The organism is Paenibacillus sp. J23TS9 (assembly GCF_018403225.1).
Taxonomy (GTDB): domain Bacteria; phylum Bacillota; class Bacilli; order Paenibacillales; family Paenibacillaceae; genus Paenibacillus_AQ.
The window spans coordinates 3,068,438-3,081,343 of record NZ_BOSG01000001.1 but is presented as its reverse complement, the minus strand read 5'-3'; the positions used below and the strand labels follow the sequence as shown (position 1 = coordinate 3,081,343).

Genomic DNA, 12,906 nt, shown 5'->3' with positions numbered 1-12,906 from the left:
TGAAACGTTTTGAAAGTCATGAAGTATGTACTGTTTGTATTGTTAAGTAGTTTATTGCTTTTGGTCGGCTGTGGATTAAATGAGGAACAGTCACAACCAGAAGGCTTAACCACGTTTGAGGGTGTCGCAAGCTACATCAAGGCCCACCAACAATTGCCGGATAATTTTATTACGAAAGCCGAAGCGAAAAAGCTCGGCTGGGATCCACAGGGTGGAAACCTGCAAGATGTTGCGCCTGGAAAAAGCATCGGTGGCGATGTCTTCCAAAATCGCGAAAAAAAATTGCCCTACAAAAAGGGGAGGATATGGTACGAAGCCGATATTCATTACACATCCGGCCATCGGGGAAAAGACCGGATTCTTTTTTCCAATGATGGCTTAATATACAAAACGGAAGACCACTACGAGACGTTTGAACCAATAAAGTGAAGCATTGGAGGGATCAGAAATTGCGCGATATCATATTCGATGGTGGAAAAGTGGATAACATAGATCAACTGCATGCCGTCTTAAAGGAAGCTCTGCAGCTGCCCGACTTTTATGGCAACAATTTAGACGCCTTATGGGATTGTCTGACAGGGTGGGTTGAAATGCCGCTTATGATTCATTGGCTGCATTTTCAGGAAAGTGAAGAGAAGCTTGGTGAATACAGTCAGCTTTTACTGCAGCTTTTTCGTGATGCAGAAGAAGAAATCGAAGGCTTTCACTTACAGCTCGAATTATAAAGAAAAGCACTTCATTATGCACGTGAACCTAGTTAACACCCTCATTTCGAGGGTGTTTTTTTATATAGTTCTCCTACCGTTCAGGCTCGATTGTGAATATTTCCCCGTCATTTAGAGGAATGTATCCCCTTACATAAATTCCAACTAATGTATGATAAGAACAGACAGCAGAAGACGAAACAAATCACAATAAAACCATTTAAGGGGGATTTACAAGTGAAAAAGTCATCTTTACTTCTTCTAAGCATGCTGGTCGTATTCACCATGTTCCTGGCCGCTTGCGGTAGTAAAACAGAGGACAAGAATGCAGCAAGTGAAACACCAAAGACAGAAACAGAAACACCAAAAGAAACAGAAGCTCCGAAAAAAGACGTATCCCTTCGCGTGTTCTCCACATTCGGCGGCACAGACTCCGCCCGCGAAGCTTTCCAGGCTGCGCTGGATGAATTTACGGCTAAAAACCCTAACGTGAAGATTAACAATGACACCATGTCAGCAAATGATGACGGTTTCAGAACGAAAGTAAATACAGACATGAACTCCGGCAATGAGCCTGACCTGCTGTTCTACTTCGTTGGAGCCGATGCTCAAGGATTTGTGGATGCGGGTAAGGTTGTTCCTATGAACGATATTCTGGATGCTAATCCGGAATGGAAAGCGGGATTTGCACCGACGGCTCTTGAGAATACAAGAATGCAAGACGGCAATATTTATGCGATTCCGTTGACAGGATATTACGAAGGTCTGTTCGTCAATAAAAAGATCTTTGCTGACAACAATCTGGAACTCCCTACAGACTGGGATAAATTAAAAACAGCAGTATCAACATTATCCAAAAAGGGTATCATTCCACTCGCTGCTCCATTTGACCAATCTCACTATGTCATCGAGCACTTCATGCTTTCCGCAGCAGGTGCTCAGGGCCACAACAGCGGCTTGGCAGACGGAATCGATCCCAACTGGGAAAAAGGTTATGCTGCTATGAAAGAATTGTATGACCTTGGCGCATTCCCTAAAGACGCTGCAACGATCGATCTGGGTATGGCATCCAACTACTATGGCGAAGGTAAAGCTGCAATGATTATCGAGGGTTCATGGGCTGCCGGCGCCTGGAAAGAGCCAGCTGTGATCGACAATACAACGATTATGCCTTTCCCTGCAATGACTGGCGGTGCGGGTAACGGTAAAGACCTTATCGGTGGCTTTGGTAGCGGTTTCTACCTGTCCAAAGCAACGTTTGACAATGCAGACAAGAAAGATGCTGCGATTGAATTGCTCAAACATATGACTTCAAAAGCAGTAATTGAAAAGATTTCACTTGCTAACGGCGGTATTCCTGCAGCTGCTGGCGTTGAAACCAAAGGTGCAACTCAAGTGGCAACAGAAGGTTTTGCAATGGTTGCAGGTGCGCCATCGCTGAACAGACCAATTGACAACGTGGTATCCCCGGAAACATTCGGAACGCTGCGTGCAGGGGTTGCAGAAGTTGTGAAAGGCAAGAAATCACCGGCTGATGCACTTAAAGAAGCTAAGGCCATTGAGGATGCGAATAAGAAGTAATTGTTCTATGAAAGCAAGTTTGAATTTTTAACAAAAACGCCGCACTCTTTTAGAGGCGGCGTAATCTTTTAAATTGCTAGAGAAAATAAAACTCAAGTGGTGATAAATATGAAGGGCGATCGAAAGTATATCTGGATATTTTTGCTCCCTATGGCTGCATTTTTGTCGATCTTTTTATATTATCCTTTCTTCAAAAGCTTGTATCTCAGCTTTTACCGGACAAAAGGATTCTACGATAAAAAGTTTATCGGATGGGATAACTACGACCGTTTAATATCGGATAAGCTGCTTGGCGCAGCAACACTGCATACTTTAGAAATTATGCTCTACGTTATCATTTTCCAGGTAGGCATTGCTTTGGTACTCGCAGTAATGGTAGATAACATCAGTAAATTCAAGAGTTTTTACCGTGCGGTATTTTTCTTCCCCGTGGTCATCTCGGGCACAGCGATTTCGCTATTGTTCATTCTATTTTATAACTTCAATTTCGGACTTCTGAATAATTTGTTGACAAGCATGGGGCTGGAGAAAGTACTTTGGCTCAGTGAAAGCAATGCATTGAAGGCGGTTGCTGTTCCGACGGTATGGCATTATGTTGGTTTTTATTTTGTGTTATTTGTAACGGCTATGTCGAAGATCCCAGAGGATTATTATGATGCGGCCAAGCTTGAAGGAATAACAGGGTTCAAGAAAATGACGAGGCTCACGATTCCTCTGATTCTGAGTGATATTAAAGTTGTCATCACCCTTGCGATCACCGGTACCATGAAAGTATTTGATTTCGTGTGGGTTGTGACCAGAGGTCAAAACGGTACAGAAGTACTCGGAACGTATATGTACAAAAAAGCGATGGTTGATCAAAACTTCGGCTATGGCTCAACGATTGCGATTTATATGGTGGTTTTCGGGGTTGTTCTGGCTTTGCTTGCCAACCGTTTGTTAAAAAGCGAAGAAATCACATATTAAGCTGTTATTAGGGGTGTAATTGTTATGCAACCAGCGATTAGCAAAGAGCCAATCCGGCAAGTGAAAACAAAGAGCCGTTTTAGTTTAGGAACGACCTTTATGTATATTATATTGACTGCGTGGGCTTTAACGACCATCTATCCACTATTCTGGATTGTAAACAACTCGTTTAAGGTATCACGGGACGTGATGAACAAATCATTTTCATTAGCTGTAGACCCTGTAATGATCAACTATACAACAGCATTTGATCGTATAAACATAGGAAGAAGTTATATCAATAGCTTGATCATGTCAGGAGGAACGGTATTATTCGTCCTGTTGTTTGGCGGATTAGCTGCATACGTGCTGTCCAGATTTACCTTTAAAGGCAAAAGGTTTTTCTTCTCGCTCCTGTATGCGACGCTGCTTGTACCCGCATTCGCTACGGTTGTCCCTGTTTACGAATTTCTCATTAAGACAAGTTTGGTGAATACGTACTGGGGTTTGATCTTGCCGCAAACTGCGGGTAATTTGACCTTTGCGACATTAGTAATTGCCGGGTATATGGCGACCATCGCCAAAGAACTGGAAGAAGCGGCATTTATGGATGGATGCAACCGGTGGCAGATGTTTACGAAAATTTTCGTTCCCGTATCCAGGCCGGCGTTTGCATCGGTAAGTATCTTCGTATTCCTCTGGTCGTATAATGATTTGTTCTCTGCTTTGATTTTTGTGAATAAAGAGACGGTTCGTCCTATTGTGGCGCTTCTTAGTGAAATCAGCTCGCAGTACGGTACGGATTTCGGACTTATGGCAACAGCGGTTGCACTCACCGTCATGCCGATTTTGCTTATCTATCTGTTTATCTCCAAATTTATTGAAAAAGGGTTAACAGAGGGTGCCGTTAAAGGCTAAAAGGACAAATACGCACAGCATGTATAAGGCATAAAAATGAAGCCGTTAAACACACCGGAGTGTATTTAGCGGCTTTTAGCTGTGGGGGTTCGTATGGGTTATTTTTCTGTGGTTAATGTGTGCGTGAATTTTTGCGTCACATTTCCTCTGGTGTGATTAAAGTTCAGCTTGTTACCACTGCGTCCAGTAAAGTATACATGATCTCCAGGAAACATGGGGTCATTCACTTCATCCGGCTGTTGCTCATTCCATTTGAGGAATTCCTTGTATAAAAGAGTTTGATTCCCTGTAGAACGATTAACGAGCGTCAAAAGACCGGTATCCGTAGGACGAATAAGAGCAATATCCGGATACCAGGCCTCGACATTATAAGAGACCAAGTTATCACCTGAAGTACCCATTAAACTTGATAAATTGACCGTTTCAAGCACCTTGCCAGTACCATCTTCGATGATACGCAGGGTGTGTCCATCATTTAGCAGAAGTTTGCCGTCAGCCCAGAGAGCCGGTTCGCCGAAGGTATTATGGAATCCGATATTTGCCTGACGGATCACAGAGCCATTCTTTAGCAATAAGATAAAATCATCCGTATACAGATGCGGTTCGCCATATATGTTAAAAACGCGAAGAACGACCAATCCTTGTGGTGTGTGCTCGAATTTGAAATGGACGATATCAAGCCCGGTTCCGAGATTGGCTATTTTTTGTTTATTTCCTTTGCCGGATGAGACAAAGAGATCCCCGGTATCATAGGATAAGGAATATAGAGCTCCTTCGAAATTTTCCGACATGCCGGGATAACGATGCAGATGGTCGGCTTGAAGGGTACGTGTCTTGGGATCCCAGTGAACCGCTCCTCCCTGCAGAGCTTTGACGACAAATTTCGCAGGCAAATATAGCTCATCCTTATAAAGAAAGGGAGCGGACCCAAGATCAACGGATTTTCCGTCAAGCAGGCCGGTATGGCTGCCGATCCGAATAACAAGGCGCTTATCAAAACCCGTAAATTCAATACGATTACCAGATTGATTCCAGCGCATCTCAAGCTTGGCATAGTTTGTCAGTAGGGAGCTGGAGAGGTAGGAGACCCCATTCTTGATGATTGCATCCTGGCTGGATATCATTAACCCTGCGTGGTTAAACGTAAGTTGGACGTTGACCTTTTCTGGCGCACTGCTGGCCGATGCTGGAAGGAGTGTTTGAGCCGATAAGGCGGATATAAGCAAGAAGCTTGAAGCATATGTTATCAGCTGTTTTGTATTCAAGTGGGTAACCTGCCTTTCCGAAAAATGAGTTGATGATCGATATCATGTTTGCTTTTCTAATTAGACGTTGAGTCTATCCGGGATGTTTCGGAAATTATGTTAAAATATTCTTGTATATTCTGATATGACATGACTTTCTTTATTAGAATGAAGCTATAAAGCGTTACAACAGGTTCTTGCCACCAGTTTACCGATTGTAATACAATGCTTTTAATTTAAACGTTCACGTTATAATCCATAAGCGATGAAGGAAAGAGTAAGCGGAGTAAGCTCTTGACAGGGACGGCATGCCGATAGACTGAAAGCATCCGAGGAACACTGTCCGCCGAAGTTCATTCCTGAGCCGGTATCTGAATGTCTGCTTGCAGATGGTAGGAATACCCGTACCCTTGCGTTAAAAGGTTTCAAGTGAGATATGCTGCAATTCGGGCATGTCTAATAAGGGTGGTACCACGACTCCTCGTCCCTTGACGGACAGGAGTCTTTTTGTTTTTTTATTAGACTATAAAAAGGAGAGATTGAGATGAACCAGGGAAGATTAGAAGAGCTGCGCATGAAATTGGATGAGGTAAATCTTCAGCTGCTGGAGCTGTTATCGGAGCGTGCAAGAATTGCACAAGAGCTTGGGGTTGAGAAAGAGAAGCAGGGTGTTCCTAAATTCGATCCTGTACGTGAAAAAGAAATGCTTGAAAAGCTGGTTGCGAGTAATGAAGGGCCGTTTGATCATGAGACCGTGCGGCATTTATTCAAGCAAATTTTTCAAGCATCCCTAAAACTGCAGCAGGTGGATCACAAGAAGCATCTGCTGGTTAGCCGTAAAAAGAAGCAGGAAGATACGCTTATACAACTTGGTGATGTGACGATCGGTGGCGCCAAGCCAATCATGATCGCTGGACCTTGTTCTGTCGAGAGCTACGAGCAGGTGCGAACCGTCGCAGCTGCACTGAAAGAAGCTGGTATTACCGTCATGCGTGGAGGAGCGTTTAAGCCGAGAACTTCACCGTATGATTTTCAAGGCCTTGGCATTGAGGGTCTGAAGATCCTGAAAGAAGTTGCATCTGAGTTTGGTCTGAAAACGATCAGTGAAATCGTGGATCCGGCCCATATCGAGCTGGCTTGCGAATACATTGACGTTATTCAGATCGGTGCGAGAAATATGCAGAACTTTGAGCTATTGAAGGCGGCAGGGGATGTCAAAACCCCAATACTCCTGAAACGCGGTTTGGCAGCAACGCTCGATGAATTCGTTCACGCGGCGGAGTACATTGTATCCCGCGGAAATACGCAGGTTATGCTGATTGAACGGGGTATCCGTACCTACGAAAAAGCGACACGCAACACGCTGGATATCTCGGCGGTGCCGATTCTGAAGCAGGAAACACATCTTCCGGTACTGGTCGATGTCACACATTCAACAGGCCGCAAGGATATATTAGCACCATGCGCCAAAGCGGCTCTGGCCGCAGGAGCAGACGGTGTGATGGTCGAGGTTCATCCAGACCCGGCAACGGCTTTATCAGACGCAGCGCAGCAGTTGAATATTCCGGAGTTCCATGATTTTTATCATGTGGTCAAGAATTCGGGATTGATGTAATGATAATGAAGCGGGACAGTCGGACCTAGATTACCCGTTCATTTCATGAATGATGAATAAAACCCATGATCCGCTAATAAGCAGCTCATGGGTTTATTTCATTGAAAGGCTGACAATCTTAACCTTCCTTTGGAGGATTAATAAATGGTTTTCTCATGAGTTGGAGTCCTGTGTTCTTAAGCCTGGAATCCAGCTTAAATTCAATCGTTGCATGCTGGTAGAGCTCGGGCCAGCGGTTAAACTGACTTGCGGGAACCTTGCCTCTGAAGTGATTTCCAAGCTTGAAGATATCTGTTTTTTTCTTTTGGGTTTGTTCGAAAATCTTAACGGCCCGGTTTTCCAGAAGGCGATTAATGGAAGCTTCCAGCTTGTCCGGCTTTATGGTTATGCCCTGGGCAGAATCCATTAATGTCATGGTTAATTTGGCTTGAATGCGGATGACAGGTTTGTTGTTTTTCATACGGGTATGAATGGTTGCCTCCGATTCAAGGATTTTCACATTCATTTCCTGAGCGGTTTCGATTTCGAAGGGAGTCATTTGGTTCGTTACGATTTCATAGATTAACGTCTCTTCGGGAGTGAGCATGCCGATCATCCGATCCCCTTGAAAAAAAGCGTTGCCTTTTAGTTTAAACAAGGTGACCGGATCACTGATTAATAACGGGACAAGGTTTTCTTCTAAGGGATTAAAGTATCCGCTGAATAACCCCCACAGAGGCACCATGTTTTTTTGTGCCGTTCCTCCTGCATAACGTTCGAAAAAAAGCTTCGTGTAAACGCCGGATAATTCACCCGACGGGTTTGGCTTGGTGAAAATGGGCTCCATATCACCGGATACTAAGGCAACGACGGTATCCAAAGGCAGTAACCGATCCCGAATGGTAAACTCCAAGTAAGGCAGGAAGCCTTTTTCCGCCAGTCTTTGGTCCAGAAATATGGTTCTGGTTCCGGACATATCGAGATATTTGGGCAGCTTCAACCGAAGGCTGTCAAAGGCTTCAACGACAGTATTCCCGAGCTGATTGGTTGTAAAAAAGTCTTTACCAGGTCCACTTGAGGAAGATTGGGGGGATTGGGGAATCGGAAACCTTGTCCAAATCCGAATCTTATTATCGGGAGCTTGTTCAATTCCAATGGCCGTGACCAAGAGCCGGTTATCGATATCCTTTACATCCCAGCAGCCCTGCAGCAGAAACGCAAGGATAACAAGACATAAGGTGAGAAATGTTCTTCGTATCTTTATTCTCATGAACGTGATTTCATCCTCTCCGTCATAAAGGACTTGATAATCACGGCTAACGGGAACAAAAACATCAGATACAAGCGGAAAGGCGAATCCCATTCGACCGATTTCACAATCTCATTCCAGGAGATAATGAAAAAGGTGGAAGCGTAAGTCGCCGCTCCGATCAGCAAATAGAGCAGTTTTTCGTTCCAGCTCGGAAGCATCGTCTTAAGGGCAGTGACGAAGCAGTGCAGCATAAGCGACAGCACCAAAATAAGATACAGCATCGATGCTGAGATAAATACGGCGGTCAAATTTTCAACGATGAGCCAATAATGATTCACAGAATCCATTTTGGATATATAAGGAAGAGCTAAATTCCGGGACATTTCGGCACTAAATGTAAGGACCGGCAGATACACCGATCCGGCGATTAATGGCAAAAAACAAACTGCAGCAATCATGTAGGGCTTCCAGAGCTTGCCCGGTTTCTTCGTGTACTTGCCGCTTGCCGCATAGTATAGATAACCTAACCAAATGCAGGACGACGCATAAAATTTGGAGCTGGTGATGAAATCCCCGTTCGTATGTATCCAAGGCTTGCCCAGATAGAGATGGATATCACTTAGGCCAAGAAGGGTTAAAGCAAACGATAGGGGTAAACTGACCAGAAAGAAGACTCCGGCCGTCCGTACAATGGGGACAAGCCCTCCCATTGCCAAAAATACGGAAATCAGGATGACTCCATTCAAGCACCATTGCGGTGTTGTGTGCAGGATCGTCATCGAAATAATTTCGGTATGAGCCCGGATCATAATGATCATCGATCGCCATATGAACCACATCATGGGCAGGATGAATAGAATCATCCCTGGCCATCCTAACTCCTGCTTGGTAATGGCAAAGGCATCCATGCCCTGGTGCAGCGCCATCATCCGGCTGAACAACCATGCTCCGAGCAGACCCAGCATCATCCAAATCAGGATCGGAATCCAATAGCTTTGGTTGGTGGCATTGATAATGAAATATGGGTACAGGTAAAAAGAAATCGCCCCGAATACCATAATCTGCAGAATAAAATATTGGGGCATGGAAATTTGCGGATTTGCTGCCGCCTGTTTCATTTTCTCATCCCTTTTCCGAAGGTTATCCAATTCGTGAGCGAAAAATGATGGGACTTTCCGAGGAGACCCAGGCTTCTGGATCGAACTCTTGCCCCCGGACCTATCGGCGTCAAATAAGAGATCCCAAAAGATTCTACCCGCGCAATGCAAATGACCAGAATGGCAAAACAGAATACGATCCCCAGGACACCCAATATACCGGCTCCGATCAAAATGAAGTATTTCAATATGCGCTGAACCAATCCCATTTGATAATCCACAACAATAAAATTGGTTAAAGCAGTCGTTGCTGCAACAATGACCAGCAGATTGCTTACGATGTTCGCCTGAATGATCGCTTGGCCAAGCACCACACCACCAACCATGGTTACTGTTGAGCTGATGGATCTGGGCAGGCGGACGCCTGCTTCTACGATGCAATCGAGCAAAATGAGCATGAGCATGGATTCAATCCATACGGGGTATGGAACGCCTTCTCTACCGGCGGCCGCTGCCAGGCTGATTTCCAGACGGCTGATGTCGATGTTTACAGAGGTAATCGCGACATAAAAGCCCGGTAAAAACAAATTTAGCATTAATGCCATAAACCGCAGAGTTCTTAGAAAGACCGCAATAAACGGCGTCAAATATTGATCCTCGGCGGATTCCCAAAAATCAAAAAAGGAACCCGGGGCCATGATCGAAAACGGAGTTCCGTCCATAACGATAACGATCTTGCCGTTTAATAAGGAGGCCGACACCCGGTCCGGACGCTCCGTCGTCACGGCAGCGGGGAACAAACCCGTTTTTTCGTTCAGCAGCCGCAGCAATTCTCCGGATTCCTGAATGCCGTCCGTATGGATCTGGCTGATTTTATCGCAGGTATATTGGATAAGTCCCGGATCTGTAATGCCGTCCAGATACAGCACGCCGATTTTAGTATTTGCGATTTCGCCGATCGAGACCTCCCAGATTTTCAAACGGGAGGTCTGCATTCTTTGCCGAACCAGAGCAATATTCGTTTGGTAGTTCTCATTAAACGAATACATCGGACCCTGGATCACGTTTTCGGTTTGCGGCTGCTGCAGCCCACGCTGCTGTGGATTTCCCGTTTCGAGGATGATGCCGTTACAGGAATCCATGGTGCACAGGATCGTTTTGCCGCTGCAGATTGCCTTCTCACAGGTCTCAAAGTCTCCTGCTGAATACTTTTTGCCGGAATAGCTGCTTAAATTCGTCTGGAGTTCATCATCCAGCGTTGGTTGGAGCTGGAATTTCAGGTGATCGGAGCCCGCTATTGACGTCAGATAACATAGATAAATTTGCCGGGAGTCTGAAGTGCCGATACAGACCTTTTGGAAATCAGCGGCGTTCTGGAAGGCCTCCTCAATCTGTGGAAGCAGGGGATGATGAACGGAATAGGTTAAGAGCTGAAGGAAGGTTTTAAACGTTTTGTTGTCATTGGATTCCAAGTTCATTCATCTTCCTTTCCTGCCAGCTCGATCTAGTTTTCTCCTAATTATTCCATGGGAAGGCCCTATTTATGCGGCAGGATAAGGGTGAGAAAATATTGCGCAGCTGATCAAAAAATGTTGCTTGCTTTGAATATAAGGCCCCCTATATCATGAAGCATGCGGAATGGGCCCACATTTCCCGCAAGGCTTTAGTGAAAGGGGAAGATCATGAGAGCAACCAGTCAACCGCGTAAGAGATCATCTTTTCGCTTACGTGAAAATATGCAGCTGTACTTGATAATGCTTCCCGTTCTACTTCATATTTTTATTTTCAGTTATATTCCGATGTACGGGATTGTCATCGCATTTCAGAATTATTACCCGGGAAAACCTTTTATCTCTTTTCATGAAAGCGTTAACTGGGTCGGATTCCAGCACTTCATCGATTTTTTTAACGGACCTTATTTTGGCAGATTGATGCGCAATACATTTTTACTCAGCTTTTATTTTCTGGTGTTCGGGTTTTGGGTGCCGATTTTGTTTGCTCTTTTGCTTAATGAATTGAAGAGCGGCATTTTCAAAAAGTATGTGCAGACGGCAAGCTATCTGCCTCATTTTATTTCCAACGTCGTTGTTGCGGGCATGGTGTTGTCTTTTATTAATACAGACGGCATCGTAAATGCCATCGTCAAGCTGTTCGGCGGAACAGCGGTGGCGTTAAATACGGAACCGGGTTATTTTCCGGCGATCTATACCATTACGAGCATATGGAAAGCATTTGGCTGGAGCAGTATTTTGTATTTGGCATCGATGTCATCCGTCGACCCGCACTTATATGAAGCAGCCAAAATGGACGGAGCGAACCGCTTCAAACAAATGCTCCATATTACGCTGCCATCCATACGTCCGACGATCTTCATCCTGCTTATATTCGCCATCGGCAATCTGCTTTCGGCGAACAGCGAGTTTATTTTATTGATTTATAACCCGATGGTGTATGAAACCGCGGATGTCATAGGCACCTATCTGTACCGCGACGGTCTGCTTGGCGGGAATTTCAGTTCGGGAACGGCAGTCGGATTGTTTATATCACTCATCAATTTCACACTGCTGTATATTGCAAATACGCTAAGCCGCAAATATTCAGACTATGCCTTGTGGTAAGGGGGAATATGATGGCCTCGGTCAGGAGAAATCCGAACAAGATCAAGCAAGGCTCAGTGGCGGTCGATATTATTCTGTATGCGATCGCACTCGTCATCTGCTTAATCACGCTGTATCCTTTTTATTTCGTTGTGATCATGTCGATCAGCTCGCCTTCGGAAGTAGCGGCCATGAACGTTTTTTGGTATCCGAAAGGTTTATTCTTCGATTCCTATGAATTGATCATAAGGGACTCGAAAATGTGGTGGGCGTACTCCAATACATTGATTTATGTTGTGGCTGGTACGATATTAAACTGCTTTACGGCCGTATTGGGCGCCTATCCGCTAACCGTGCGCAATCTCAAGGGGCGAAAATGGGTGATCGCCTTTCTGCTGATCCCCATGTACTTCGGGGGCGGATTAATCCCCTCCTATCTGCTTGTGAACAAGCTTGGGATGTATAACACCATGTTCGCAGTCATTATCCCCGGGATGGTCAGCATCTGGAACATCATCCTCGTCAGAACGTTCTTCACGACAATTCCGGATGGGCTGAAGGAATCCGCTTTTATCGACGGCGCATCCCACTGGCAGCTGCTGTTCAAAGTCATCCTTCCCATTTCCAAGCCGATTCTTGCCGTCATTGCGATCTATTCGATTGTCGGCATATGGAACAGCTGGTTCGATGCGCTAGTTTATTTGCCGAACGAGAAACTTCATCCGCTGCAAATGTATTTATACCGGGTCGTCGTCCAGCAATCGGTAGATTTAAAGATGTTATCGCTGGAGGATACCAAGAATGCGGTGGCCAACATGCTGTCAAACATTCAACTGAAATATGCCATTATCGTTTTTACGACATTACCCGTTATTTTCACCTATCCATTCTTTCAAAAGTATTTCATCAAGGGAGCGCTTCTCGGTTCGTTAAAAGAATAAAGATATTCTCATTTCGAGGGGGAAACTAGAAAT

At 45.0% G+C, this 12,906-nt stretch carries 12 protein-coding genes; 8 read left to right on the top strand and 4 right to left on the bottom strand.

Annotated elements, in window-relative coordinates; translation table 11 throughout:
• Nucleotides 1–18: 18 nt before the first annotated feature.
• The 5 genes from KJS65_RS14440 to KJS65_RS14420 all read left to right on the top strand — a co-directional run bounded on the left by KJS65_RS14440 (nucleotide 19) and on the right by KJS65_RS14420 (nucleotide 4,148).
• Nucleotides 19–429, top strand: a complete 411-nt coding sequence (locus KJS65_RS14440) for a ribonuclease domain-containing protein (protein WP_213650820.1) — start codon at nucleotides 19–21, stop codon at nucleotides 427–429.
• Between the two features lie 20 nt (nucleotides 430–449).
• A complete protein-coding gene (locus KJS65_RS14435) occupies nucleotides 450–725 on the top strand; it encodes a barstar family protein (RefSeq protein WP_213650405.1) in 276 nt (91 codons plus the stop codon).
• 216 nt (nucleotides 726–941) lie between these two features.
• Nucleotides 942–2,285, top strand: coding sequence for an ABC transporter substrate-binding protein (locus KJS65_RS14430; RefSeq protein WP_213650404.1), 1,344 nt, complete (start codon nucleotides 942–944; stop codon nucleotides 2,283–2,285).
• Between the two features lie 108 nt (nucleotides 2,286–2,393).
• Nucleotides 2,394–3,251 carry a carbohydrate ABC transporter permease gene (locus tag KJS65_RS14425; protein ID WP_213650403.1) on the top strand — a complete coding sequence of 286 codons (858 nt, stop codon included), beginning with the start codon at nucleotides 2,394–2,396 and terminating at the stop codon, nucleotides 3,249–3,251.
• A 24-nt stretch (nucleotides 3,252–3,275) separates the two neighbouring features.
• Nucleotides 3,276–4,148, top strand: coding sequence for a carbohydrate ABC transporter permease (locus KJS65_RS14420; protein ID WP_213650402.1), 873 nt, complete (start codon nucleotides 3,276–3,278; stop codon nucleotides 4,146–4,148).
• Nucleotides 4,149–4,246: 98 nt separating this feature from the next.
• On the opposite strand, the gene KJS65_RS14415 is transcribed toward KJS65_RS14420, so the two are convergent.
• The gene (locus tag KJS65_RS14415) at nucleotides 4,247–5,413 is read right to left on the bottom strand and encodes a copper amine oxidase N-terminal domain-containing protein (RefSeq protein ID WP_213650401.1); all 1,167 of its coding nucleotides are present in this window, start codon (nucleotides 5,411–5,413) and stop codon (nucleotides 4,247–4,249) included.
• 523 nt (nucleotides 5,414–5,936) lie between these two features.
• Here KJS65_RS14415 and KJS65_RS14410 point away from each other — a divergent pair.
• Complete coding sequence (locus tag KJS65_RS14410) at nucleotides 5,937–7,007, top strand: bifunctional 3-deoxy-7-phosphoheptulonate synthase/chorismate mutase (RefSeq protein WP_213650400.1); 1,071 nt, start codon at nucleotides 5,937–5,939, stop codon at nucleotides 7,005–7,007.
• A gap of 118 nt (nucleotides 7,008–7,125) precedes the next feature.
• On the opposite strand, the gene KJS65_RS14405 is transcribed toward KJS65_RS14410, so the two are convergent.
• From KJS65_RS14405 to KJS65_RS14395, 3 genes are read right to left on the bottom strand one after another with little or no spacing between them, the layout of a single operon-like run.
• Entirely contained in the window at nucleotides 7,126–8,256 is a 1,131-nt protein-coding gene (locus KJS65_RS14405; protein ID WP_213650399.1) for a Ger(x)C family spore germination protein, read from the bottom strand.
• Nucleotides 8,253–9,356 carry a GerAB/ArcD/ProY family transporter gene (locus KJS65_RS14400; protein WP_213650398.1) on the bottom strand — a complete coding sequence of 368 codons (1,104 nt, stop codon included), beginning with the start codon at nucleotides 9,354–9,356 and terminating at the stop codon, nucleotides 8,253–8,255. The genes KJS65_RS14405 and KJS65_RS14400 overlap by 4 nt, the downstream gene beginning before the upstream one ends.
• On the bottom strand, nucleotides 9,353–10,813 hold the full coding sequence (locus KJS65_RS14395) for a spore germination protein (RefSeq protein WP_213650397.1): 1,461 nt from the start codon (nucleotides 10,811–10,813) through the stop codon (nucleotides 9,353–9,355). Before KJS65_RS14395 ends, KJS65_RS14400 begins: the two co-directional genes overlap by 4 nt.
• 204 nt (nucleotides 10,814–11,017) lie before the next feature.
• On the opposite strand from KJS65_RS14395, the gene KJS65_RS14390 reads away from it, so the two are divergent.
• Nucleotides 11,018–11,953: an ABC transporter permease gene (locus KJS65_RS14390; protein ID WP_136604266.1), complete on the top strand. Its 936-nt coding sequence runs from the start codon at nucleotides 11,018–11,020 to the stop codon at nucleotides 11,951–11,953.
• Nucleotides 11,954–11,961: 8 nt separating this feature from the next.
• Nucleotides 11,962–12,873, top strand: coding sequence for a carbohydrate ABC transporter permease (locus KJS65_RS14385; RefSeq protein WP_244864522.1), 912 nt, complete (start codon nucleotides 11,962–11,964; stop codon nucleotides 12,871–12,873).
• The last annotated feature ends 33 nt before the right edge of the window (nucleotides 12,874–12,906 follow it).